28 protein-coding genes and 1 tRNA gene are annotated in these 20,622 nt (G+C 64.9%); 8 read left to right on the forward strand and 21 right to left on the reverse strand.

The window, feature by feature from the left end; genetic code table 11:
- Positions 1–13 precede the first annotated feature (13 nt).
- Positions 14–89, forward strand: a tRNA-Asn gene (locus tag VIF40_RS20435).
- Between the two features lie 475 nt (positions 90–564).
- On the opposite strand, the gene VIF40_RS20440 is transcribed toward VIF40_RS20435, so the two are convergent.
- From VIF40_RS20440 to VIF40_RS20505, 14 genes are all read right to left on the reverse strand, one after another.
- Positions 565–1,254: a hypothetical protein gene (locus VIF40_RS20440; protein WP_331939361.1), complete on the reverse strand. Its 690-nt coding sequence runs from the start codon at positions 1,252–1,254 to the stop codon at positions 565–567.
- Positions 1,255–1,265: 11 nt separating this feature from the next.
- Positions 1,266–1,652 (reverse strand): hypothetical protein, encoded by a 387-nt coding sequence (locus tag VIF40_RS20445; protein WP_331939362.1) that lies wholly within the window; start codon positions 1,650–1,652, stop codon positions 1,266–1,268.
- Positions 1,649–2,704, reverse strand: coding sequence for a phage portal protein (locus VIF40_RS20450; RefSeq protein WP_331939431.1), 1,056 nt, complete (start codon positions 2,702–2,704; stop codon positions 1,649–1,651). Before VIF40_RS20450 ends, VIF40_RS20445 begins: the two co-directional genes overlap by 4 nt.
- The gene (locus VIF40_RS20455) at positions 2,704–3,243 is read right to left on the reverse strand and encodes a hypothetical protein (protein ID WP_331939363.1); all 540 of its coding nucleotides are present in this window, start codon (positions 3,241–3,243) and stop codon (positions 2,704–2,706) included. The genes VIF40_RS20450 and VIF40_RS20455 overlap by 1 nt, the downstream gene beginning before the upstream one ends.
- A 2-nt stretch (positions 3,244–3,245) precedes the next feature.
- Positions 3,246–3,752: an HK97 family phage prohead protease gene (locus VIF40_RS20460; protein ID WP_331939364.1), complete on the reverse strand. Its 507-nt coding sequence runs from the start codon at positions 3,750–3,752 to the stop codon at positions 3,246–3,248.
- Between the two features lie 122 nt (positions 3,753–3,874).
- Positions 3,875–5,125, reverse strand: a complete 1,251-nt coding sequence (locus VIF40_RS20465) for a phage major capsid protein (RefSeq protein WP_331939365.1) — start codon at positions 5,123–5,125, stop codon at positions 3,875–3,877.
- Positions 5,125–5,430, reverse strand: coding sequence for an HNH endonuclease (locus VIF40_RS20470; RefSeq protein ID WP_331939366.1), 306 nt, complete (start codon positions 5,428–5,430; stop codon positions 5,125–5,127). Before VIF40_RS20470 ends, VIF40_RS20465 begins: the two co-directional genes overlap by 1 nt.
- The gene (locus VIF40_RS20475; RefSeq protein WP_331939367.1) at positions 5,421–6,935 is read right to left on the reverse strand and encodes a terminase TerL endonuclease subunit; all 1,515 of its coding nucleotides are present in this window, start codon (positions 6,933–6,935) and stop codon (positions 5,421–5,423) included. Before VIF40_RS20475 ends, VIF40_RS20470 begins: the two co-directional genes overlap by 10 nt.
- A 680-nt stretch (positions 6,936–7,615) precedes the next feature.
- A complete protein-coding gene (locus VIF40_RS20480) occupies positions 7,616–8,050 on the reverse strand; it encodes a winged helix-turn-helix transcriptional regulator (RefSeq protein ID WP_331939368.1) in 435 nt (144 codons plus the stop codon).
- A complete protein-coding gene (locus VIF40_RS20485) occupies positions 8,037–8,270 on the reverse strand; it encodes a hypothetical protein (protein WP_331939369.1) in 234 nt (77 codons plus the stop codon). Before VIF40_RS20485 ends, VIF40_RS20480 begins: the two co-directional genes overlap by 14 nt.
- Positions 8,270–8,494: a helix-turn-helix transcriptional regulator gene (locus VIF40_RS20490; RefSeq protein ID WP_331939370.1), complete on the reverse strand. Its 225-nt coding sequence runs from the start codon at positions 8,492–8,494 to the stop codon at positions 8,270–8,272. Before VIF40_RS20490 ends, VIF40_RS20485 begins: the two co-directional genes overlap by 1 nt.
- Positions 8,495–8,582: 88 nt before the next feature.
- On the reverse strand, positions 8,583–9,050 hold the full coding sequence (locus VIF40_RS20495; protein ID WP_331939371.1) for a hypothetical protein: 468 nt from the start codon (positions 9,048–9,050) through the stop codon (positions 8,583–8,585).
- The gene (locus VIF40_RS20500; RefSeq protein WP_331939372.1) at positions 9,050–10,264 is read right to left on the reverse strand and encodes a tyrosine-type recombinase/integrase; all 1,215 of its coding nucleotides are present in this window, start codon (positions 10,262–10,264) and stop codon (positions 9,050–9,052) included. The genes VIF40_RS20495 and VIF40_RS20500 overlap by 1 nt, the downstream gene beginning before the upstream one ends.
- Before the next feature lie 299 nt (positions 10,265–10,563).
- On the reverse strand, positions 10,564–10,830 hold the full coding sequence (locus tag VIF40_RS20505; protein ID WP_331939373.1) for a hypothetical protein: 267 nt from the start codon (positions 10,828–10,830) through the stop codon (positions 10,564–10,566).
- 228 nt (positions 10,831–11,058) lie between these two features.
- Between VIF40_RS20505 and VIF40_RS20510 the strand changes: the two genes are divergently transcribed.
- A complete protein-coding gene (locus VIF40_RS20510) occupies positions 11,059–11,385 on the forward strand; it encodes a polyhydroxyalkanoic acid system family protein (protein ID WP_331939374.1) in 327 nt (108 codons plus the stop codon).
- A 3-nt stretch (positions 11,386–11,388) separates the two neighbouring features.
- Here VIF40_RS20510 and VIF40_RS20515 read toward each other — a convergent pair whose 3' ends face one another.
- Positions 11,389–11,685 (reverse strand): DUF1153 domain-containing protein, encoded by a 297-nt coding sequence (locus tag VIF40_RS20515; RefSeq protein WP_331939375.1) that lies wholly within the window; start codon positions 11,683–11,685, stop codon positions 11,389–11,391.
- A 211-nt stretch (positions 11,686–11,896) separates the two neighbouring features.
- Between VIF40_RS20515 and VIF40_RS20520 the strand changes: the two genes are divergently transcribed.
- Positions 11,897–12,292, forward strand: coding sequence for a hypothetical protein (locus VIF40_RS20520; RefSeq protein ID WP_331939376.1), 396 nt, complete (start codon positions 11,897–11,899; stop codon positions 12,290–12,292).
- On the opposite strand, the gene VIF40_RS20525 is transcribed toward VIF40_RS20520, so the two are convergent.
- Positions 12,286–12,756, reverse strand: a complete 471-nt coding sequence (locus VIF40_RS20525; protein ID WP_331939377.1) for a response regulator — start codon at positions 12,754–12,756, stop codon at positions 12,286–12,288. The genes VIF40_RS20520 and VIF40_RS20525 overlap by 7 nt on opposite strands.
- A gap of 118 nt (positions 12,757–12,874) precedes the next feature.
- Here VIF40_RS20525 and VIF40_RS20530 point away from each other — a divergent pair, with 118 nt between their 5' ends.
- Positions 12,875–13,993: a PAS domain S-box protein gene (locus tag VIF40_RS20530; RefSeq protein ID WP_331939378.1), complete on the forward strand. Its 1,119-nt coding sequence runs from the start codon at positions 12,875–12,877 to the stop codon at positions 13,991–13,993.
- A 46-nt stretch (positions 13,994–14,039) separates the two neighbouring features.
- Positions 14,040–14,747 carry a glutathione binding-like protein gene (locus tag VIF40_RS20535; protein WP_331939379.1) on the forward strand — a complete coding sequence of 236 codons (708 nt, stop codon included), beginning with the start codon at positions 14,040–14,042 and terminating at the stop codon, positions 14,745–14,747.
- A 6-nt stretch (positions 14,748–14,753) separates the two neighbouring features.
- Here VIF40_RS20535 and VIF40_RS20540 read toward each other — a convergent pair whose 3' ends face one another.
- The 3 genes from VIF40_RS20540 to VIF40_RS20550 form a co-directional block, all read right to left on the reverse strand.
- Positions 14,754–14,903, reverse strand: a complete 150-nt coding sequence (locus VIF40_RS20540; protein ID WP_331939380.1) for a hypothetical protein — start codon at positions 14,901–14,903, stop codon at positions 14,754–14,756.
- A 112-nt stretch (positions 14,904–15,015) separates the two neighbouring features.
- Positions 15,016–17,118: an ATP-dependent DNA helicase RecG gene (gene recG / locus VIF40_RS20545; protein WP_331939381.1), complete on the reverse strand. Its 2,103-nt coding sequence runs from the start codon at positions 17,116–17,118 to the stop codon at positions 15,016–15,018.
- A gap of 47 nt (positions 17,119–17,165) precedes the next feature.
- A complete protein-coding gene (locus VIF40_RS20550) occupies positions 17,166–17,930 on the reverse strand; it encodes an SDR family oxidoreductase (protein WP_331939382.1) in 765 nt (254 codons plus the stop codon).
- A gap of 390 nt (positions 17,931–18,320) precedes the next feature.
- Between VIF40_RS20550 and VIF40_RS20555 the strand changes: the two genes are divergently transcribed.
- Complete coding sequence (locus VIF40_RS20555) at positions 18,321–19,004, forward strand: outer membrane protein (RefSeq protein ID WP_331939383.1); 684 nt, start codon at positions 18,321–18,323, stop codon at positions 19,002–19,004.
- Between the two features lie 200 nt (positions 19,005–19,204).
- Here the strand turns inward: VIF40_RS20555 and VIF40_RS20560 are convergent, their stop codons facing one another.
- Together VIF40_RS20560 and VIF40_RS20565 are read right to left on the reverse strand one after the other, a co-directional pair.
- On the reverse strand, positions 19,205–19,348 hold the full coding sequence (locus VIF40_RS20560; RefSeq protein WP_331939384.1) for a hypothetical protein: 144 nt from the start codon (positions 19,346–19,348) through the stop codon (positions 19,205–19,207).
- A complete protein-coding gene (locus VIF40_RS20565) occupies positions 19,326–19,577 on the reverse strand; it encodes a hypothetical protein (protein ID WP_331939385.1) in 252 nt (83 codons plus the stop codon). The genes VIF40_RS20560 and VIF40_RS20565 overlap by 23 nt, the downstream gene beginning before the upstream one ends.
- 130 nt (positions 19,578–19,707) lie before the next feature.
- Here VIF40_RS20565 and VIF40_RS20570 point away from each other — a divergent pair, with 130 nt between their 5' ends.
- Both VIF40_RS20570 and VIF40_RS20575 read left to right on the forward strand, forming a co-directional pair.
- Positions 19,708–20,043 carry a hypothetical protein gene (locus VIF40_RS20570; protein WP_331939386.1) on the forward strand — a complete coding sequence of 112 codons (336 nt, stop codon included), beginning with the start codon at positions 19,708–19,710 and terminating at the stop codon, positions 20,041–20,043.
- A gap of 182 nt (positions 20,044–20,225) precedes the next feature.
- Positions 20,226–20,621: a hypothetical protein gene (locus VIF40_RS20575; protein WP_331939387.1), complete on the forward strand. Its 396-nt coding sequence runs from the start codon at positions 20,226–20,228 to the stop codon at positions 20,619–20,621.
- Position 20,622 lies beyond the last annotated feature (1 nt).

Consider the following 20,622-nt stretch of genomic DNA (forward strand, 5'->3'; position numbering starts at 1 on the left):
ATGCCGGCACCGTTCCCCGATAGCTCAGCCGGTAGAGCAAGCGACTGTTAATCGCTGGGTCGCAGGTTCGAGTCCTGCTCGGGGAGCCAGTAACAACCTCCAAGCACTTGATTTAGTTTACGTTTTCGAAACCGGCGGAAGCCGCGCACATTTTCGTTCATAACCTCGGCCCGTGCCGCCGGCCCAAATTTGGCCCGTCATCCCGTGAACTGATTCCGCCCGCGCTTGCCGTTCGTGCCGGCCTTCGTGCGCTCGCGGTTCGCCTTGCGGTTCGCGAGCCGGCGCTTCCTCTTGCACGTCGGGCAGAGCTTTTTGTCGGACCGGTGGGCGCCGGCGATCAGCGTGCCGCAATCGACGCAGTTGAGCCGGACCCTGGTCTCGGCCCGCCATCCTTCGCGGGTCTCGTAATTCGCGTCCTTCCGACATGACAGGCTACAATACCTCTGATCGCTGCGGCCAGCTTTCAGTATAACTGAACCACACCAGACACATTTCAGCGACGATCGCGCCTCGGCGCGCGTCTTTGAAATAGCCGCATGGCTGGCGTCAATTCCGCATTGCAGGCTACAGTATTTCTGAACCGCTGATTTCGCTTCGAACGGCTTCGCACACCATGCGCATGTTTCGTCTCTCAAGTCGTCGAGCGTCCTGATAGCAGCGGGTCGAGCAATATTTGGCGTCGAGCATCTTTGGTTGAAAATATCGTCCACACGACGGGCATTCTCGCGCAGGCTGCCGCGCAACCCAGGTTGCTCGATATGCTTTGACTCGCGCTCGCTTCTCTTCATCATATCGCCTCGCCAATTGATCAACTGCCGCAGCTTTCTTGCAAACGTCTCCGCAGTATTTCAGTGCGCCATCGTGCAGACGTTTTCCGCAGCGGACGCAGAACTCGCGTTCGATCGGCAGGACGGCCTGTTGTGTGTGTTCCGGCTGGCCCGCTTTCCAGCTCGGCCGCTCGGCCCCGACGCGGGCGAGCGCGGTCTCGACAACATCCGCCGCCGCCACGTCAGCCGCGCCCCATGGCCATCCGCTCATGCAGAGCGCCGACCGCACGCCCGCCCGAGCTGGCCCCTCAATCGCGAAGGGCGTCGGCTCGGCCCGGCGCATCATGCCGGCCAGCTTCTCGATGATCGCCTCTCGGCGCGCTCGCCCGAGCTTTTTGAAGGGCGCGGCCTTGATCGGCGCGAGGCTGACAGGCGCTCTCGTCTCCGCCCGAAGACGGGCCAGCGTGGCGGGCGTCACCATGAGCATGTGCGGCGCTCCTATTTGATCGAAAGCTCGATGCGCACGAGCTCGCCCTCGACGCGCGGCGCAGCCCATGCGGATTGTACGATGCGGACACGGCCTTGATGCACGAGCCGATCGCCGCGGCGCGGAATGCGCGGGTCATCCGCCGTCTGCGTCGCGCGCGTCACGAGGTCGGGCCATCCCGCCGCGTCGATCTCGCTGGACGACATGATGACCTTCGAAAATCCGGCCTGAAGCCCGCCGTTGCTCTGCCCGACCTCGACGGCGGTGTAATCGCGCACAGCGGCGAGCACATCGACGGCGTGTATCACTCCGCTGGGGAGAAGGCGCTCGAGGCGGCAGGGCTCGCCAGTGAGCGCCAGCGCGCGGTCGAGAGCGGCGCGCGCGCGGCCCGGCGTCATTGCTCCCAATCCAAGCGCCGGAACGCCGCCGCCAGCGCCTCGGGCGGCAGGCCCGCCGCTTTCGCCTCCGCCATCGCCCCGACGAGCGTCGAGAGCGCCCGCGCCGCGCCGCCGGAGTCGAAGGCTTGCGTCGGCCGCAGGCAATCGAGCCGGACCTCGCCGCCGAGCTTCATGCTCGCTTCCTCGGCGATCAATTCGCAGATCGGCTGAAGACACCACGCCGCGAGGTGCCTTTGCGCCTCACGCACCAACGGACCCGTCGTCTGCTTGTAGAAAAGGCCCGGCAGCACGCCGAAGGCGGCAGAGATCGCCTCACGGGCCGCGGCGAGCGTCTCGGCCGTCATCGCGCGGGAAAGGTCTGGCGAGACATCGCTCGGGCGCCAGTCCGTCGCCGGCGCCGGCCCGCCTGCCGCCGCGACGGCGACGCTTTCCCGGAGCATTACGCGCCCGCGCCGGCCCCGGAAGCCGCGCCCCAGGGCTTCCATGTCCACATCGGGCGATTCGGGGAAAGGGACAATCTGAGAGCCCAGCGGGGCGAATTCGAAGACCTCCGAGAGCGCCGCCTCGAGCGCGTTGAGCAGGCCGGCCGTGAGACTGGCGCGCCGCAGCGGCGCCGAGCCCAGCCAGGGGGTCGCTACATCGGCTCCGATGCGAAAGTGAAGGACCTCGGCCGCGAGCGCCGTCTGTGTCGTCCCGCCGCCGGCTTCGGAGATCGAAACCCGATAGGCGGTCGGAATTCCGTTCCGCGTGCGCAAATCCCAATCTGAGCAGGGGACGAGGCCATTCCGGATCAGAAACACCGCCTCGCCGCGCAGGGCCAGGGAACGGCCGACCAGCGCCATGGTGCGCCGGTCGAGCAGCGACGTTCCGACGACATCGGCGATCGAAAGGCCGCCCTCCCACAGACTGACGCAGCTCTGCGCCGTCGCCGTCAGCTCGGCGAGGCCGCTGCGCCCGCTGATATAGCTCTCCCGCGCGGCCATGACTTCGGCCGTGAAGCCGCTCGAAACGCTGCGGGTCTCTGTCTTCGTCCAGGGCCATTTCCAGCGCATCAAGCGGCCCTCCGAAGGGTCCGCAGGCAATCAGCCGCGCCGGACCTGTCCAGCGCGCGGCCGAGCGCTGCGGCGTCGTAGGTCGTCGACATAAGGCCGTCGATCGTCTGTTGCCGAATTCCCGGCTGCGAATTCACCTTCGCGAGGGCCAGATGCTCGACGAGCCGGCGATAGGCCTCCAGGACGAGCGCGGGCGCCGCCGCCGTCGCCGGCCCGACGGTCCCGGTGAAACGATAGGTGGCAGGCTGAAGGCAATAGCCGCCCATGGGCGAGGCCGAGAGCGTCGAGTCCTCAACCCAGGACCCGGCCTCCCAGCGCTCAATCGTCGCGATCGTCGCCGGCGCGAGCGGCGGAAACCATGCGCCCGGGCCCTCTGCCGTCCAGATCACAGTGCGCGCCGACCATCGATATCCGCAATATCCCTCGAGGCGCTGCCAGATCGTCGCCGAGTCGAGCGCCAGCGCGCCATCGGAGAGGCCGCCCGGCGCAGCGGGATAAGCCGCGGGCGCGGCTTCGGTTTGCTTCAATGTCGTCGCCATTTTCACCTCCATCTGTCAAACGCGCGCCACGACGGCGCGCGTTTCGCCCGCGCCTCGACGCTCGTATCGCTGTAGGCGGGCCATGCACTTACAACGGAAATTTCCTTCAACTCGACGGCCCGCAGCTCGCGCCGATTTCCGTTCCAAAACTCGTCGATGGCACGAAATCCGAAGGACATCCCGCCGAGGTCGCCGCGTTCGGCGAGCGCGAGGATATCGCGCCCGAGCGTCGTGTCGGGAACGTCGATCGTGAAGGTCAGGCCGCGTTGATCCTCATGCAGACGCAGCGTCCCGCTCTTCGTGCGACCGAGCACTCGGGAAGGATCATGGTCGACCAGCGCGAGAATATCCGCGCCGGCGCCGAGCGTCGCTGCGAACGCGCCGGGCCGAATGACCTCGACGAAATCGCCGACGCGCGCTTCGCTGTCGAATGTCGCGACATAGCCGGCGAGCCGACGCGGATTGTCCCGCGCCGATCGGATTTCTACTTGGATTGCGCGCTTTTCCAACGGCCGTCCCCCTTGTTATGCTTCGCGCCGCTACGCTGCGCATCGTCCCGCGTCGCAACGCATCGCTGCGCAACTCAACGCAACGACGGCGCCCAGCCTTTAGAAAGCTGGGCGCCATTTTCTCATTGAATATTCGTCAGAATTTGAAGCTGCGAGGGGCGCGAAACCGTCACGTCCATCGTCGCCAGCGCCGTGAGACGCAGGCCGCCGGACGCAGCGTCGGAAAACACGTCACGAATGAGATCGATCGCGCCCCAAGCGCCGACGAAAATCGGCGCCACCCCGCCGGCCTTCGTGGTCAAGAGCGCCGTCGTCGCGAGCGGCGAGCCGGTCGGCGCGGCGAGCGCATTGCTGCTCATGACGATGCCGCCGAGGTTCTCCTTCATCCGGTCATATTCGAACTTGGGACCGGCGTCGGACGCCAGCAACGCATCGAGCTTGTCCCACACTTCGGGCCGGATCAGCGCCACGACATCGCCCGGGCCGGCCGCCGCATTCGCATTGAGGAAGCGCACGACGGCCGAGCGGAACGCTCCCCACGACGCTGCGGCGGCGATGCTCGTCGAGGTGATTCCATACGAGCCGACCAGCACGCCCGCCGGCTCGCCGGACGCGCCCGCGCCGAGGAAAACGGCCTTGTCCATCGCCTGCCCGATCGCGCCGTTCATGTCGCGCCGCACGGCCTGCTCGAGCGCGTCGCCGCTCTGCTTCATCGCTTTTCTGGTGATCTTCATTTGCACGCCGAGCGTATTGGCGGGCGTGAGCGGTTTGTCCGTGGTCGAATAGGCAGTCGGGCCGCCGACCGCGCCCAGCTCTGAGGAAGACCACGTCGCCACGACGCCGCTCGTCGTCACCGGATAGTCGAGCTCGCCCGAGTCGATCGAAATGAAGGCGGCGCCCATGCGCGCGGCGACGGACGGCGCGAAGAGACGATCGATGATCGGCGCGTGCGTGACGGGCTTGACGACGCCGCTCGCGAGCGTCTCGCCGGCTCGCACCTCGAGCGCGCCCCAGGGAATCGGAACGCCCCTGTAGCCGCCGCGGTTGCGCAGCTCGGACACGATTTCCGCCGTCGGGCCATTCAGCACGCGGCCTTCGTCGAGAAAGAGCGCGACCTGCCGCATTTCGAAGCGGCCGACGAGCTCGTTCCATTCGTTCGAGCCGCGCGTCTCGAGATCGTCCTTCGCCTCGCGGCGCTCGGTATCCTCGGCGATCAGCGCAGCTCGGAAGCGCGTCTCGTTTGCGCGATATTCCGCGTCGAGAGCGGCCATCGAGCGCGTCTCGTCTTCGGTGGGATTTTCCTTTCCGACAAGCCCGGCGAGAGCCTGCCGGATTTCCGACTGACGGCGGGAGATTTTCACGGATTCCAACATCACCGATCCTTCCTTTGAGGCCGCGCCAGCTCGGCGACGGCGGATTTCCAGGCGCTCTGCGCTTGGTTCGGGGCGCGCCCCAATTCCTTGTCAGTCTCGGCCGCGTGACAGGCGCGGCAGAGCGTTTTCAGATTGACGAGATCGAAGGCGAGGTCCGGGCGCTCGCGCACGGGTCGCAGGTGATGCACCTCGAGCCGTTCACGCGAGCCGCACTGAGCGCACTTGAAGCCGTCGCGGCGCTTCGTGAGAAAGCGCGCGCGCTCCCAGCGCTTCGACGAATAGATTGAGCGGCCTGCTACACCCATAGGGCTGGCCTCGCGGCTTTTCGCACGCGCCCGGCGATGCGTGATCCTTCTCCTACTGCCATCACGGTCGCAGTCGCTGCGTCGACGCGGGCCGTCGAGCGTCCTTTCGCGATCTTCGCCGCGCCGGTCGGATCGATGAGCGTGACGCAATCTCCGAGCGCGCTGCGCAAGAGCAAGCTTCTCTCGGCTTTGATTCGCCGCTCGAACGCGAACTGACGAAAACGCTCCACGTCTTCAGCCGATTCCTTCCATCCCTGTCCGCGCCATGTCGGAACGAGCTGCAATCCCGTTTTCGTGAGTGCTTCGAGAAATTCACTCTGTCGGAAACGATCGCAGCAAAGCGAATGAATCGGATAGCCGCCGAGCTTCGCCACCATCGCAGAGACGAATGCAGGAACGTCGACGACTTGCTGTCCGAGCATGAGGAGCGCGCCGACCTCGAACATTTGCTGATACCGATCGCCGACGCCGTCGCTGCGCCCGCGGTCCAATAAATTCGGCGCCGACGGGAACGCGCCATAGACCTCGAGCCGTCCGGTCTCGTGCCAGAAATTCGCCCAGGCGCTCATAGACGACGATCCGCCGAGATCGATTCCGCACGTGAGAGGCCCTTGCCGCGGCGGCAATTCGGGGACCTCGCACGCCTGCCAGCGATCGACGGATATCAGGACCGCGCGGGATTCGTGGCTGACGCGCTGATTCAGGTGAAACAGGCGAAATGACGAGAGCGCGCTGCCACCTCGAGCGAGCGCCCGTCGCGCGGCCGCCTGCAACCACTCAACCGAGCTTCCGATGCCCTCCACGGCGCCCGGATTCGCCGCCCGGATTGCGTCCAGATCGTCGGGGGCGAGATCGTCGGGCGCCCGATATTCGCGAACGAAGACACCCTCGCCCGGCTCGTCGAGCAATTTGGAGAACGCATGGCTGTCCGTCGCGGCGCTCGTCGAGATCACCAACACGCGCCCTTGGCGCTTGCCGGCCGCCGACGTGACTGCGGCCTCGAGCGCATCGCCCCGCTCGTCGAGCCAGTGTCCGCGCTCGTCCAGCAGGGCGAAGACGGGCGAGAGGCCCAAGGCATTGCGGGCGTCGCTCGCGAGCACATTCAGGACGTGGCCGCCGCCGTCGCCCTCATAGCGGATTTGCAGCCGAGGCGCGCGAACGAAGGTGAGGAGCTTCCGTTCCTTCAGGGGAAGAGACGACGCCAGCCCCTCGATCAGCCGCCATGCGATAGCGCCCTGGTCTCTCGTCTTCGCGCCGACGACGATCTCTCGCCGGGGCTGCTTGTCGATCTTTCCGAGAAGCGCCGCGAGACACAGGCTCGCGCCGAGCGTCGTCTTGCCGGCCCCGCGTCCGACGCTCAACGCCGCTATCGAAATGCCGGGCACCAGGGCCCCGACGATGAACTCGCGCTGAAAATCGGCGAGCTTGATCTTTTGCCCGGCGAGGGCCCCCTCGGGGACTCGCAAGCTCTCGATAAAGCGGCAGGCGGACTCGGCCGGCGTCATCGGATTGCCCTCGGGAGAGATTGTTGGAAAGGCTCCTGCCGGTTAGCGCCCCCAAACCGATTTCCGGGCATTGGGACCATCGCGTGACCCGTTGAATCACGTTCACGAACGCAGTTCAAGAGTTTGTGAACAACGCTCGAGCGTGTCGAGTCATGGGTTTAGCGATGGTTGCTAAGGCGGACGCGCTGCGGACATGTCCGCACCTACTGCGGACGCGGGCGCAGTGACGGGCGCAGTGACGGGGTTTTCGCCATCGTGGCGAGAACGTCCACAGGCTTGGATGCAGCGGCGGATGCAACGCCCCACGGCGGGGCGATGGTCGGCCACGGAGTAGCGTTCCACGGTGGAACGCCACTGCGTCGGCCAGCGTCGGCCACGCGCCAGTCGTTGCCATAAGGCAACACGTGAATTTCGACATTTGCGATTGGAGCCCTGCGACGGGGCGTCAATGGCGTTCGGGGCGATTTCGGGCCGCCCGCGGTTTTTGACGGTCGAGCAACTGATTTCGGATCGGATCGGCTGCGCCCCCTACTGGTATATTAGATGTGTCTCACCAGTGAGACTATGGGAGTAGCCAAAAGGGGCCTTACAGTCTCACCAGTGAGACTATAGACGTTCGATAGTCTCACTGGTGAGACTATGCTGTCTCACAGGTGAAACTATGTGTCTCACCAGTGAGACTATGAGCCGGCCGCTCCTGCGTCTTTTTTTTGGGGAAGCGCGACCACGTTGTCGACGACGCGGGGACGCTTGAACTCGTTTGTCGGAGCCTCGCCCGTCACGTCATTGCGGCGATGTGTCAGTCGATATTCTGCGGCCGTGCGCTTCATGCTGTAGCTCGACGCCTTCATGAGACGGACGAAGCCGGCGTTCTCCAACTCGAGGATTGCACGCGCGGCCGTCGCATGGCTTATGCCGATGCGTTTGGCGAGATCGCGCGTCGGCACGACGATCTTGCCGTTGTTGCAGCCGTCGTAGCGCAGCACAATGTCGATAAATGCCTTCGCTGCGACGCCCGATAGATCGCGCCAAGCCGGCGTCTCGGCGATCGAGAGCGGAAGGGCGGCAAACCGCCCCTCGCTCTTGCTCCGGCCCGTGCGATCATGTTTCGCCATTCGGCCGGGCCTCTTTGCGCAGATACTCGAGCAGGCTCGCCTGAGTGTAACCACGCTCCCCACTCGCCTCGTCGATCCAAGCCCAGGACATACGATTGACCCGAAGCCTCGGCCATTTCCGGGCCAGCGCCGCGCGGCTGGGGACCCGCGTGTTCTGGCGCTCTTCGGCCGCCGCCAGGGCGCGGCGCGCGGCGTCGAGCTTCTCGCTGCGGGCGCCCATTACGCAGCGTCCCGCTTGACCGCCTTGGCGTCGCGCTCGGCGATGCGACCGGCGATCCAGCCGATAACCTCGCTGCGGACGAAGGCGATCCGCCGGAATCCGACCGGAACAGGCTGCGGGAAGCGACCCTCGGCCCGATAACGATTAATCGCTGTGCGGGACAAGCTCGTCAGCTCGCACGCGTCATTGAGCGAGATAAGAGTCGGGATATCGATATTCGGCATTGCCATTCCTCACTGGGTTGGAATGGTTGCCAACTATGAGCATAACGACGCGTTGGTCACGTCACCCGAACGAGCCACGAACGGGTTACTAAAGTCCTCTATCCTTGAAGTGATTTCGAAGGATGGGTCCATCCAAGTGCTTAAACGCATTCCAAGCCTCACTCACGGGCTTGATTGAGATTAGATATTTTTTTGCGACGATTTCCCATGCATCTCTGACTTTCGCTCCATTCGAGACGAGGCGCATCGTTTCATAAAAATACGTGGGGTATCGTTTATCCGCATCGCGCTGTGTCTTCGTCTTTTCTGATTTGAATACGAGCCGAACACCTTCATGACCGGGGCTATCGGTGTCGATCAGATCGGCAAGCTCCCGCAGGATGAATTCCGGGGGAGCTACGCCAGCGCGAAGGCGCTTCACGAATTCGGCCGGTTCGCCCTTGGCAAGCCGTATGAGCGAAAGTGCCCAAGCCGAGGGCCCGTCCAATTCCCACGTCGTCGGATCGTTCATATCGAAGCGCTTGAACAGTAGATCGTCGTCGTTCTCGTTGTTCATCAGCTGGCCCTCGCGATCGCGACCACATTTGCCGGCCGGACGGTCGCGCAATAGCTCGCCCATGCGGCCATGAGCCGCCGCCGCTTCTCCAGCGCATCGCCGCGTCGATATGCGCGCTCCACCGCGTCGCCAACGGCATGGCTGAGCGCCGCCTCGGCGACCTCGCGTTGAAAATTCGTTTCCTCGGCCGCCCAGTCGCGGAAGCTCGATCGGAAACCATGCACGGTGTATTCGCCGGCGCCGGCCGTCTCGAGCGCCTTGGAGAGCGTCATGTCGGACAGTGGACGCTTATCGCGCTGGCCCGGAAAGACCAGAGCATTGACAGCGACGGCCTCCATTTCGCGCAGGATCGTCACGGCACGATCGGAGAGCGGGACGCGATGCTCCTTCTCCGATTTCATCCGCTCGGGCGGGATCGTCCAGACCTTCGCCTCGAGATCGATTTCCGCCCAGGTCGCGCCGCGCGCCTCGCCGCTGCGCACGGCCGTCAAGATCGTGAATTCCAGCGCCTTCGCCCCTACCCCGCCGATCGCACGAAGACTCACCAGGAAGGCCGCCACGTCAGAATACGGCATAGCCGCATGATGACCGCGCGAGAGCTTCGAATGGGTTGGTAAGATTTGGTCGAGATGGCCGCGCCATTCGGCCGGATTATCGCCGCTGCGCAGGCCGCGCGCCTTGGCGTGGTCGAGAACGATCTTCATGCGCTCGCGCACCTTCGTCGCCGTCTCGATTTTTTCATGCCAGAGAGGGCGAAGGACTCGAACCACGTCCTCGGTCGTGAGCTTATCGACGGGAATCTTTCGGATCGAATTGGCGTAGCTCGTGGCGAAGCGCTGCCAGCCGGCGAGCGTCGCCCTGCCCCGCCATTTCGATTTCATGGTCTCGATGTATTCGTCCGCCACCTTGCCGAAGGTGACTACGGCGACGGCCGCCTTGCGCTCGGCCATATCCGTCTTCGGATCGCCGCCGGCGCCGACAATCTCGCGGGCCTCGTCCGCCTTGGCGCGGGCCGTGGCGAGCGTGACGCGCCGCGTCCCGGCGTCATAGGAGCCGAGCCCGATTTCGCGCCGGGCGCCGAAGCGCTTCCAGATGAAAACCCACGATCGCCGGCCGGTTGGCTGGACGCGAAGATAGAGCCCGTCGCCGTCTCCGTAGATGCCCGCGACGGTTAGAGTCCTGATTTTTGAGTCAGTGAGCTTGTGTCGAGCCATGCGTAACGACCTTCATAACCGGGGCCTGTGTCACCAGGGTTAACCTCGGCGACACTCTCGCTCCCGTGGTTATGAAAATCAATGCGATGTTTCCAGTAAGGACAGCAAAAACAGTCGCTTGCCCCCTGCTCGGGGAGCCAACCGCTACCTTTCTCCCGAAATCCGCACACTCTCGAGCGAGGCGTCCACGCCGGCCCGTTCATCGCCAGCCAAAATTGTCGACGGCGAAGAATTGTGAAGTCTGCGTTCGTTCTCGAGCCCCGTCGCGCTCCGCGACGGAGCCGTCGTATTCTTCTGTGTCAGAAATCATCCTGATCCGAGAGCACTGCGTGAACCTGTCCCATGATCGCCGACAGCATATAGAGAGCCGCATGTTGCGGATTGCCGTGACACGCCTTGGCGGCGACGATGATGACAGATGATGTATTGACAGATATTGCAAGTAAAATATCATCAACCATACGCCGACCTCTTTCGTTCTCGATAAAGTCTTTTATATCCCGAAACTTTATCGCATCAAGATCGTCGCATATTTGGGCTATGTCATTGTTAATATCGACAATCATGATTTTCCTCCTTTTAGATTTCAGATTTTTATTGGGTCTTATGTTGCCGCCGCAGCTGCTGAATAGATATCACTTGCATTTAACTGTGCTTATATTTGACGATACATTTGTAATCGTGCGCGTGGTCAGCACGCTATTCACACCCGTGCTTACAACGCCGACGCTTCGGCCGTCGCCCCTGTGAATACCGCCTCTCGGCGCCTAGATTGGCGGCACGGGAGCCTCGCCATGCAAAAAACCATCGTCGTCACTGTCTCGCATGACCTCGGGGTCGAGACTGCGCGGGCGCGCGTCGCCGCCGGACTCGACCAGCTGCGACGGGACTATGTGGACAAGCTCGCCCATTCCGAGGTCGCCTGGACCGAAAATGCGGCCGATCTGAAGGTCGTCGCCTTCGGCCATGCGATGCAGGCGCGCATCGACGTGCTGGCCGATTCGCTGCGCATAGAGGTCTTGCTGCCGTGGCTTCTCGCCGCGCTCACCGGCCGCATCCAATCCGCCCTCGCCCATAGAGCCGGCGAGGCGCTGCAGATCGAGCGCAAGCCGGAGGGTTGACGCTCAGCGCCGCTCGCCGGCGGCCGGCCGCGCCGCGCGACGCCGATAATATTGCAGGCGCGTCGTGCGCAGGCCGTCGACGCCATGGCGATCGATGAAGCTCTGCCAGGCCTCGAACTCGTCTCTGGTGAGCGAATAGCGCCGACAGACCTCGTCGAGCGTGACCCGCCCGCTGCGCACCGCGGCGACGACCTCGGCTTTGCGGCGCGCCACCCAGCGCGTCGCCGTCGGAGGCAGGCTCGCGGAATCGAATCGATTCTCGACGCCGGCGTTGTCGCCGACCGGACCAAGCGTCGTCATGCGCCGCTCCAAAAGGAGATGTTCCGCATCACATCGCGGAAGCAGGTTTCCGCCGGAACGGAGACCGATGCGAGATTTCCAGCAAAGGTTGAAAAAAGTCTTTCGGCGCGGCGTGGCGCGAGACGCGCGCTTAACCACATCCGCTCGCGGCTCCGATCATTCGGCGCGCCATGGTCTAGACTGTGCTTCGATTCGAAATCGGAGCCGTCCCATGTCGAAAGCCCTGCTCGTCGCATCGATCGTCGCAGGCGTCGCTCTCGCGACCGCCGCCACGGCGGAGCCTTTCGGCGCCGCGCGCTCCCGTGAGAACGGCGTTCAGCCCGCGCCGCAGACGCGGGCCGCCGAGGACCAGCGCCGACGCGATCTCTGGGAGGCGCGCGAGCGTCTGGCCGAGCAACGCCAGCGCCAACGCCACAGGCAGCAGGCCGGCCAGAACGCGGGCGGCTATCCGGGACAAACGCCCTACGCCTATGGCCCGCCGAATGGCGGCTATGGCGCTGGCGGCGGCTATTCCGGCGATTACGGCAATTACGGCAATCCGCCGCCGCCGCGCCCCGCGCCGCCGCAATCGCCGCGCGGGCTGCATGACGGCCTCTGGTATTACTGAAGCGTCGGCGCGGTCCCGGCCCCGCCGCGGCGCTCCAGCGCCGAGCTCACGATCTCGAGCGCTATGGCCAGAAGCGCCTCGGCGTCATTGGGCTTGACGAAGACCTTGTCGGCGCCGGCGCGCATCGCCTCCTCATGGATCGAGGGCGCGGTGGAGGTCGTCAGCACATAGACCGGCAGATCCTTCAGCAGCAGCGAGCGACGCAGCGACTTGAGGAATTTGACGCCGTCGAGCCGCGGCATGTTGAGATCGAGCACCAGCACATCCGGCAGCTTGTCGGTGATCTCCTCGCGCGAGACGAGAAAGATCGCGTCGAGGCCATTGTCCACCTGCTCGCATTCAATGTCGCGCTCCAGCATGGAGCGCACGGAATCGAGGGCGCGCTTGAACAAAAAGACGTCGTCCTGATCATCCTCGATGATTAAAACGCGGCAGGCTCGGTTCTTCGTCTCGACAGCGGACATCACAATCCCCATCTTCTCGATTGCGCTCGTTTCTCCGACGCTGTTTCCTAAAATAGGATGCGGACGCCCCGCGCGCAGCCAACGAGCGCGTCAGACGCGCGCGAGAAGGGGTGCGAGGATGAGCTTCGACAGCATAGGCGAAGATCAGTTTCGCCTAGCGGTGGAATCGGCGCCCGCCGCTATGATCGTCAGCAGCGCCGACGGGCTCATCCAATTCGTCAACGCGGAGACCGAGCGTATGTTCGGTTATCGTAGCGACGAACTGGTCGGGAAGTCCATCGATATTCTCGTGCCGGCGCGCATGCGCGCGGCGCATTCCTCCTTGCGCCAGAGCTTCTTCGCTCATCCGAGCAAGCGGCCGATGGGCGTCGGCCGCGATCTCAAGGCGACGCGCCGCGACGGCAGCGAGTTTCCGGTCGAGATCGGACTCACGCCGATCGAGAGCGAGAGCGGCGCGATCGTGCTCGCGACCGTGCTCGACATCACCGCGCGGCGCGAGGCCGAGAACGCGCTGTCGCAGCGAGCGGCCGAGCTCGAGCGCGCCAATGAGCGGCTCGCGCAATTCGCTTATGTCGCCTCGCATGATCTGCAGGAGCCGCTGCGCAAGATCGCCGCCTTCTCCGATATTCTCGAGCAGGCGATCTCTTCCGCGAACCAGACCGACATGACCTACGCCAACAGCGTCATGCGCTCCTCGGCGCTGCGAGCGCGCGAGCTCGTCGACGATCTCTTGACCTATTCGCGCGCCATCAATGACGCGCAGAATGTCCAGGAGCTCGATCTGCGCGAGGAGATAGAGCTCGCCATCGACGATCTCTCCGAGGCGGTCGCCGAAACCGGCGCGCGCCTCAGCATAGAGGCGCAGCATGTCGCCTTTCGCGCCGATCGCTCGCAATTCGCACGGCTCACGCATAATATCGTCTCCAACGCGCTCAAATACCGCAAGCAGGATTGCGCGCCGGACATCGTCGTCTCGACGACGCAGAACGAGCGCGAGATCGTCGTCGCTTTCGCCGACAATGGCATAGGCTTCGAGAGCAAATATGAGCAGATGGTCTTCGAGCCGTTCAAGCGGCTGCATCCCAAGGGCCGCTATCCCGGCACGGGCATCGGCCTCGCGATCTGCAAATCCATCGCCGATCGCCATGGCTGGCGACTCTCGGTCGCGTCGCAACCGGGGCGTGGCTCGACATTTTATGTCGCAATTCCGATGAAAAGGCCCGGCAATACGGAGTAGGCGTCAACGGGTCGCCGCCCACTCGTCACGATACGGAGACACGACGATGATCGACCTTCATTTTTGGCCGACGCCCAATGGCCACAAGATCACGCTCTTTCTGGAAGAGACGGGGCTCGCCTATCGGATCGTCCCCGTGGACATCTCCAAGGGCGAGCAGTTTGCGCCGGCCTTTCTGGCCATCTCGCCCAATAATCGCATGCCCGCGATCGTCGACCATGCGCCGGCCGACGGCGGTGCGCCGGTCGCGCTGTTCGAATCCGGCGCCATTCTCGTCTATCTCGCCGAGAAGACCGGCCGCTTCCTGCCGACCGATCTGCGCGGCCGCGCGCGCACGCTGGAATGGCTGTTCTGGCAGGTCGGCGGCCTCGGCCCCATGGCCGGACAGAATCATCATTTCCGCAATTACGCGCCGGAGACGATCGCTTATGCGATCGATCGCTATGTGAACGAGACCAATCGCCTCTATGGCGTGATGGAGCGGCGGCTGGCGGGGCGCGACTTCCTCGCCGACGATTACTCCATCGCCGACATGGCCGCCTATCCGTGGGTCGTTCCCTACGAGAGACAGGGACAGAACCTCGACGACTTTCCCAATGTGAAACGCTGGTTCGAGGCGATCCGCGCGCGGCCGGCGGTCGAGCGCGCCTATGCGAAAGGCGAGGCGGTCTCCCGCCCGCGCGAGGGCTTCACGGAAGAGGAGCGAAAAATTCTCTTCGGCCAGACCGCCGCGAACGTCCGCGGCGCCGGCTGAGAGCGCTCACTCGCTCGGCTTTTTCGCCTCGCGGGCGAGCCGGCGCTTCTTGTTCCGCCATGACGCGAAGAAGATCACGGCGAGGAAGATATTGATGGCGATGACCCACCTGTCGCTCCAAGGCAATTGGGTCCAGATCGTGTGCAGATAGGACAATTCGCTCTCCCTTGGCGGGCGCTCGCGGCCCGCTTTTTTCGTTTTTCGCCGTCGCCGCGGCGCAGGTCCGGAATTTACGCGCAATGGCGCTTTCGATAAAGGGCCGGCGCTCTCATCCCGCCCGCAGAAGCTTCACCGCCTCGTCGCGCTCGAAGAGATAGAGCAGGACCCTGAGCGCCTCGCCGCGGGGGCTCGAAAGCTCCGGATCGCGGCGCAGGATCAGCTCGACGTCGTCGCGCGCCGTCGCCAGCAGCCGCGCATGCGCGGCGAGATCGGCGAGGCGAAAGCCCGGCAGGCCCGATTGCCGCGAGCCGAGGATTTCCCCCTCCCCGCGCAGGCGCAAATCCTCCTCCGCTATGCGAAAGCCGTCCTCGGTCTGGCGCAGCATGACGAGCCGCGCCTTGGCCGTCTCGCCCAGCGGGCCCTTGTAGAGCAGCAGGCAGGAGGATTTGCCGGCGCCGCGGCCGACGCGTCCGCGCAGCTGATGCAATTGCGCGAGGCCGAAGCGCTCGGCGTGCTCGATCACCATCACCGTGGCCTCGGGCACGTCCACGCCGACCTCGATGACCGTCGTCGCCACGAGAATGCGCGTGCGGCCGTCCTTGAACGCCTCCATGGCGGCGTCGCGCTCGGCGGCCTTCATGCGGCCGTGAACGAGGCCGACGATCTCGCCGAAAATACGCGTCAGATCCTCGTGACGATCCTGCGCGGCGGCGAGGTCCAGATCCTCGTTCTCCTCGACCAGCGGACAGACCCAATAGACGCGCGCGCCGGCGGCCAGAGCGCGGCGCACGCCCTCCACCACATCGCCGATGCGCGAGACCGGCAGCGCGCGCGTCTCGATGGGCGAGCGGCCGGGCGGCTTCTCGTCGAGGACGGAGCTGTCCATGTCGCCGAAATAGGTGAGCGCCAGCGAGCGCGGAATCGGCGTCGCCGTCATCACCAGAACATCGACGCTCTCGCCCTTGGCGCCGAGCGCGAGGCGCTGCTGCACGCCGAAGCGATGCTGCTCGTCGACGACGGCGAGGCCGAGATCGGCGAAGGCGAGCTCGCTCTGCACCAGAGAATGCGTGCCGATGACGATGTCGACGGCGCCGGCGGCGATCGTCTCGTAGAGTCGGGCGCGCTCGGACGGCTTGGCTCTCCCGGTGAGCAGAGCGAGGCGCAGCCCCGCGGCTTCGGCGAGCGGCAGCAGGCGCTCATAATGCTGGCGCGCGAGAATTTCCGTCGGCGCCATCAGCGCCGCCTGCCGCCCGCATTCGACGACGCTCACCATAGCGAGCAGCGCGACAATGGTCTTGCCGGCGCCGACGTCGCCTTGCAGCAGCCGCAGCATGCGGCGCGAGGAAGCGAGATCGTCGCGTATCTCGGCGAGCGCGCGCTGCTGCGCGCCGGTGAGCGCATAGGGCAGCGCCGCCTCGATGACGCGCCTGATGCGGCCGTCGCCGGCGCTCTCGCGGCCGGGCTCGCGGCGCATTTTGGAGCGGATCAGCCGCAGCGCCAATTGCTGCGACAGCAATTCGTCGAGCGCGAGACGCTGGCGCGCCTTGCTGGCGGGCTCTATGTCGGCCGCCGATTTGGGATTCTGCGCCTCGGCGAGCGCGGCGGCGAAATCGGGAAGCCCATTGGCCGCCAGCACGGAGGGGTCCTGCCATTCCGGCAGGCGCGGCAGCCGCTCCAGCGCCCCGGCGACAGCCTTCTGCACGAAGCGCTCCTGAAGCCCCTCGGTGAGGCCATGCACAGCCTCGGCCGGCGGCAGCTTGGCGAGGCCGGCCTCGTCGAGCACGCGGTCGGGATGCACGATCTGGCGGCGGCCGTCATAGAGCTCGATCTTGCCGGAGATCCAGCGCGTCGCGCCGACCGGCAGGCTGCGCTCGATCCAATCGGCGTTGGAGAGGAAGAACACCAGCTCGGCGTCGCCCGTGTCATCCTCGACGTGGACCTTGAACGGCGCCTTGGAGTAGCGCCCCTGCGGCTTGCGATGCTCGGCGACGCGCACCTTCAGCACGACAACGCGATCCGTCGGCGCCTCGGCGATCGTCGGGCGCAGGCTGCGGTCGACGAGATTGATCGGCAGATGAAACAGCACGTCGACGAGACGCGTCTCCTTGCCCGGCCGGGCGAGCAGACGGTCGAGATGCTTGGCCGTCTTCGGGCCGATCCCGGGAAGGGCGGCGGCGCGGCCGAATAGCGGATCGAGGATCGAGGGACGCATAGCGCGCCTTTTCTCCTATCGGAGGCGCTTTGTCATGTCCGCCCGCGCTAATCCGGCAGCACATCCGGCGTCTCCCAGGCGAGATGCTGGCCGCCGTCCACGGCGATCATCTGTCCGGTGACGCTGCGCGCCTCGGCGAGATAGACGACGGCGTCGACGACTCCCGAGACATCCGCCGGCCGGCGGAGCGGGACCCCGCGCGCCTCCGTCTCGAAGCCTTTTTGTCCATGCACGGCGTTGGGAAACACCGGCCCCGGCCCCACCGCGTTGACGCGAATGCGCGGCGCGAAGGCTTGCGCCATCGTGCGCGTCGCCGTCCACAGCGCGGATTTGGCGAGCGTATAGGTGAAATAGCGCGGGGTCGGCCGAAACACGCGCTGGTCGACGATATTGACGATCGCCCCCTCGGCGTCCTCCGGCAATTGCGCCGCCATGTCGCGCGCCAGCAGCAAAGGCGCGCGCAGGTCGACGGCGAATTGCCGGTCGAAGACGTCGAGCGTGAAATCCTGCGCGGCGTCGAGCTCGAACACCGAAGCATTGTTGACGAGCAGCGTTATCGGCCCGAATTGGCGCGCCGCGAAGCCCATGAGATCCTGCGTCTCGCGCGGGTCGGAGAGATCGGCGCCGACAACCGCAGCGCGGCCGCCCTTGGCGCGGATCGCCGCCGCGGCGAGCTCCGCCTCCTCGATCGAGCGTCGCGAGGCGTGCAGCACCACGGGGCGCCCGGCATGCGCCAGCCGCGCCGCGATCGCCAAACCGATCCGCCGCGCCGCGCCGGTCACCAGTGCCGGCCCCGAACCGCCTGCGCTCATCGCACGAATCCCCATCCTGCTCGCGAGCAAGGGAATTCTCACGCCGCGGCGCCGCGGTCAATGCGCGATCGAGACGTAACCGAAGGCGATTTTACGCATTATTAGGCAATCTGAACGCCTGTTTGCGATAGACTGATCTGGAGCCGGATCGATGACGCCAGGATAATCTCGGTTAATTCTAAATATAACATGGTTTCGACACAATCAATACGTTGGAGAGCGCGCCGGTTTTGCTTTGAGACGAGCGCGGGCTCGGGCGGCGCAAGGCTCCGTTAACGTGAACGATTTTAATTCGACTGAGCTCTGGCTGGGCCTTGCCCCTCGCCTACGCCGAGTTTTGTGACCGCGAGCCGAAGGCCCCGAAGGCGCGCGAATGTGGAGTCGAGTTCGATGAGACCTATGCTGCTTCCCGCGCTGCTGGCGCCCGCTCTGCTCTGCGCCGGCGCGACCGCCCTCGCCGCCGATCTGCCGCGGCGCTCCGCCCCCGCCACCGATTATTACAGCCCGCCGCCCGCCTTCACCTGGCAGGGCTTCTACATCGGCATCAACGGCGGCTATGCGCTCGGCGCGTTCCAGAACGGCAGCAAGACTCTGCTCGGCGACCCGAATGGGTGGGTGGTCGGCGGCACCACCGGCTATAATCTCACCTTCGCTCCGAACTTCCTCGTCGGCGTCGAGGCGGACTTCGATTTCAACAGCTCGAAGGACGGCCGCTCGCCTTTCGTCGGCGTGTCCGGCAATGGCTCCGTCGACAATACGCTCACCATTCGCGCGCGCGCCGGCGTCACTGTCGATCGCGCATTGCTGTTCGTCACCGGCGGCTTCGCCGGCAGCAACACGTCCGTGAGCGTGAACAATGTGTTCCAGGGCTTCTACGGCCAGCAGTCGAAATTCCTCGCCGGCTGGGCGCTGGGCGCCGGCGTCGAATTCGGCATCGCGCCCAATCTCTCGGCCAAGGCGGAATATCTCTTCACCTCGGTCGGCGGCGATCGCTATTTCGATTTCTCTGCCAATTCGCTGCAGACGAATATCGACACGTCGACGATCCGCGGCGGCCTCAATTATCACTTCTAGAAGCACACGCCGATCCCGCCAGACCAGCTCCCGATCCAGACCGATCGGGAACTGGTCTCGCCTTTCGTTCGAAGCGCATTCTCGTCGTTCGAACCACTCGGCTCGAACGACTCGGCTCGAAAGGAAAGCGTGAGAGAGCGGGGTCTGCAGTCATTCGCGCGACGCACGATCGGATGCGCCTTTCACGGATGTCGTCGCGATCAATTCATGTGCGGCTTGCTCAATGCGCGTGAGCCGGCTTTGAAAAGCAGATAGGCGACGATCGACACGGCGACGACGGCGATCACGACGGCCTCCGCGAGCAAAGTGAAAACGATCGGATCATTGGCTCCATAAATGGACATTGCCGGTTCCTCCAGTCGCCTGTGCGATATTTCGAGACGCCAAGCTTGCATGAAAGATTAGGCGTTCGATCAGATGCACGACGAGCGCGCGCGTCGCCGCAGCGTCAAACAACCGCAGCAGCGCTGCACTCGCCCGCAGAAGCGCGCAGCGCGAATGAATTTGATTTTCATCAAATGAAAGATTGATCGCAGCGGCGCGGCGCCTCTCGTCGGCGCGCATCGGCGACATAGTTCAATCTCGTTCGGAAAGAACGACGCGACGACGCGCGTTCTTTCGCAGCACGGACGCGCGACAACGCGCGTTCTTTCGCAGACGCGCGACGACGCGCGTTCGCAGCATGGACGGAGGAGATCGCATCATGAGCACAGTCGTCAGATTGTCGGCGGTCGTGTTGGCGCTCGTCGTCGGCCCGCTCGCCGTCGACGCCGCCGTCGCCAAGGAAAAGCGTTGTCGGCAAGTGTGCGAGGAGAGAACCGAATATGAGCCGCCGCCCTGCGAGCATAGGACGAGCTATGTGCAGCGCATCGTCGAGCGCCGGACCGTCTATGTGGCCCAGCCCGAGGTGGTGGCGACCCCGGTGATAGCCTACCCCGCCTATTCTTATGGATACGCCTACCCATACGGATATGGTTACGGCTATGGCGCGAGCTACGGCCTCGTCGGCGCGAGCTACGGCGGCGGCTGGGGCTGGTAGATGGCGCTGGTAGATCAGAGCGCTTTCGATCGAGACGGAATCGTTCGTACGATCAGAACGCTCCAAACCGCGAGCGCGGCGCGATGCATCGAGCGCCGCGCCGCCAGCGACTGCAATACGCGTTTGACAATGTCGAGGCCTCGCCTGATAGTTCAGCCTGAAAATTTTTCAGGCTGGCGAAGATGATCGACGAACAAAATAGCGAATTTCTCGATGATGAATCCCGCTCCGAGGCTTCGCCGAAACTCTCCCGCCGCGCGCTGCTGACGGGGCTTTTCGTGCTTCCGATCGCCGCGCTCGACGCCAGCTCCGCCGAGGCGCAATATATCGGATTCGGTCCCTTCCGGCTGCATCTCGGCCCGACCGGCGGCGGCTATAACGGCGGCGGAGGCTATTCCCATCGCACGCGCCGGCCCCCGCGCCAGGCCGTCCACCATCATAGCGGCGGAGGCGGCTCACGCCATGCCTCGCGACGCAGCCGGGGTGGCGGCGGCGGCCATGACGGCGGGGGTGGCGGCGGCGATACGGGCGGCGGCGCCAACAGCAGCGCGACCGGGCTCGGCAAGGCGGATTACTGAA

The sequence above is a fragment of the Methylosinus sp. genome (assembly GCF_036560965.1).
Lineage (GTDB): Bacteria > Pseudomonadota > Alphaproteobacteria > Rhizobiales > Beijerinckiaceae > Methylosinus.

Excerpts from the sequence above, each read along its gene's own strand:
- VIF40_RS20440 (WP_331939361.1), bottom strand. The coding sequence starts at position 1,254 with ATGCTCATGGTGACGCCCGCCACGCTGGCCCGTCTTCGGGCGGAGACG.
- VIF40_RS20445 (WP_331939362.1), bottom strand. The coding sequence starts at position 1,652 with ATGACGCCGGGCCGCGCGCGCGCCGCTCTCGACCGCGCGCTGGCGCTC.
- VIF40_RS20450 (WP_331939431.1), bottom strand. The coding sequence starts at position 2,704 with ATGCGCTGGAAATGGCCCTGGACGAAGACAGAGACCCGCAGCGTTTCG.
- VIF40_RS20455 (WP_331939363.1), bottom strand. The coding sequence starts at position 3,243 with ATGGCGACGACATTGAAGCAAACCGAAGCCGCGCCCGCGGCTTATCCC.
- VIF40_RS20465 (WP_331939365.1), bottom strand. The coding sequence starts at position 5,125 with ATGTTGGAATCCGTGAAAATCTCCCGCCGTCAGTCGGAAATCCGGCAG.
- VIF40_RS20470 (WP_331939366.1), bottom strand. The coding sequence starts at position 5,430 with ATGGGTGTAGCAGGCCGCTCAATCTATTCGTCGAAGCGCTGGGAGCGC.
- VIF40_RS20475 (WP_331939367.1), bottom strand. The coding sequence starts at position 6,935 with ATGACGCCGGCCGAGTCCGCCTGCCGCTTTATCGAGAGCTTGCGAGTC.
- VIF40_RS20480 (WP_331939368.1), bottom strand. The coding sequence starts at position 8,050 with ATGGCGAAACATGATCGCACGGGCCGGAGCAAGAGCGAGGGGCGGTTT.
- VIF40_RS20485 (WP_331939369.1), bottom strand. The coding sequence starts at position 8,270 with ATGGGCGCCCGCAGCGAGAAGCTCGACGCCGCGCGCCGCGCCCTGGCG.
- VIF40_RS20490 (WP_331939370.1), bottom strand. The coding sequence starts at position 8,494 with ATGCCGAATATCGATATCCCGACTCTTATCTCGCTCAATGACGCGTGC.
- VIF40_RS20495 (WP_331939371.1), bottom strand. The coding sequence starts at position 9,050 with ATGAACAACGAGAACGACGACGATCTACTGTTCAAGCGCTTCGATATG.
- VIF40_RS20500 (WP_331939372.1), bottom strand. The coding sequence starts at position 10,264 with ATGGCTCGACACAAGCTCACTGACTCAAAAATCAGGACTCTAACCGTC.
- VIF40_RS20505 (WP_331939373.1), bottom strand. The coding sequence starts at position 10,830 with ATGATTGTCGATATTAACAATGACATAGCCCAAATATGCGACGATCTT.
- VIF40_RS20510 (WP_331939374.1), top strand. The coding sequence starts at position 11,059 with ATGCAAAAAACCATCGTCGTCACTGTCTCGCATGACCTCGGGGTCGAG.
- VIF40_RS20515 (WP_331939375.1), bottom strand. The coding sequence starts at position 11,685 with ATGACGACGCTTGGTCCGGTCGGCGACAACGCCGGCGTCGAGAATCGA.
- VIF40_RS20520 (WP_331939376.1), top strand. The coding sequence starts at position 11,897 with ATGTCGAAAGCCCTGCTCGTCGCATCGATCGTCGCAGGCGTCGCTCTC.
- VIF40_RS20525 (WP_331939377.1), bottom strand. The coding sequence starts at position 12,756 with ATGTCCGCTGTCGAGACGAAGAACCGAGCCTGCCGCGTTTTAATCATC.
- VIF40_RS20530 (WP_331939378.1), top strand. The coding sequence starts at position 12,875 with ATGAGCTTCGACAGCATAGGCGAAGATCAGTTTCGCCTAGCGGTGGAA.
- VIF40_RS20535 (WP_331939379.1), top strand. The coding sequence starts at position 14,040 with ATGATCGACCTTCATTTTTGGCCGACGCCCAATGGCCACAAGATCACG.
- recG (WP_331939381.1), bottom strand. The coding sequence starts at position 17,118 with ATGCGTCCCTCGATCCTCGATCCGCTATTCGGCCGCGCCGCCGCCCTT.
- VIF40_RS20550 (WP_331939382.1), bottom strand. The coding sequence starts at position 17,930 with ATGAGCGCAGGCGGTTCGGGGCCGGCACTGGTGACCGGCGCGGCGCGG.
- VIF40_RS20555 (WP_331939383.1), top strand. The coding sequence starts at position 18,321 with ATGAGACCTATGCTGCTTCCCGCGCTGCTGGCGCCCGCTCTGCTCTGC.
- VIF40_RS20560 (WP_331939384.1), bottom strand. The coding sequence starts at position 19,348 with ATGTCCATTTATGGAGCCAATGATCCGATCGTTTTCACTTTGCTCGCG.
- VIF40_RS20565 (WP_331939385.1), bottom strand. The coding sequence starts at position 19,577 with ATGTCGCCGATGCGCGCCGACGAGAGGCGCCGCGCCGCTGCGATCAAT.
- VIF40_RS20570 (WP_331939386.1), top strand. The coding sequence starts at position 19,708 with ATGAGCACAGTCGTCAGATTGTCGGCGGTCGTGTTGGCGCTCGTCGTC.
- VIF40_RS20575 (WP_331939387.1), top strand. The coding sequence starts at position 20,226 with ATGATCGACGAACAAAATAGCGAATTTCTCGATGATGAATCCCGCTCC.